The following is a 354-nucleotide window of genomic DNA, read 5'->3' as shown; positions in this document are numbered from 1 at the left end:
AGCCCGACGACCCGCTGCTGCTGTCCGTCCGCTCCGGGGCACGGTTCTCCATGCCCGGCATGATGGAGACGATCCTCGACATCGGCCTCGACGACGACTCCGTCCTCGGCCTGGCGAAGGTGTCCGGGAACGAACGCTTCGCCTGGGACTCCTACCGCCGCCTCATCCAGATGTTCGGTACCACCGTCATGGGCGTCGACGGCTCTCAGTTCGAGAACGCCATGGCCGACCTCAAACGGACCCGGGGCGCGGCGAACGACCTGGGCCTGGACGCAGCAGACCTGGCCGGGCTCGTCGGCACGTACAAGACTCTGATCCGCCGGGAGACCGGCGAGGACTTCCCGCAGTCCCCGG

1 pseudogene is annotated in these 354 nt (G+C 68.4%); it reads left to right on the top strand.

Going from position 1 to position 354, the window contains the following annotated elements:
• Positions 1–354: pseudogene (locus RB628_RS41675) on the top strand (pyruvate, phosphate dikinase); the annotation flags it as partial.

Origin of the sequence: Streptomyces sp. ADMS, from assembly GCF_033441795.1 — a bacterium.
Classification (GTDB): domain Bacteria; phylum Actinomycetota; class Actinomycetes; order Streptomycetales; family Streptomycetaceae; genus Streptomyces.
Note: the sequence above shows the minus strand (reverse complement) of the source record. Positions and strands in the feature narration are given on the sequence as shown.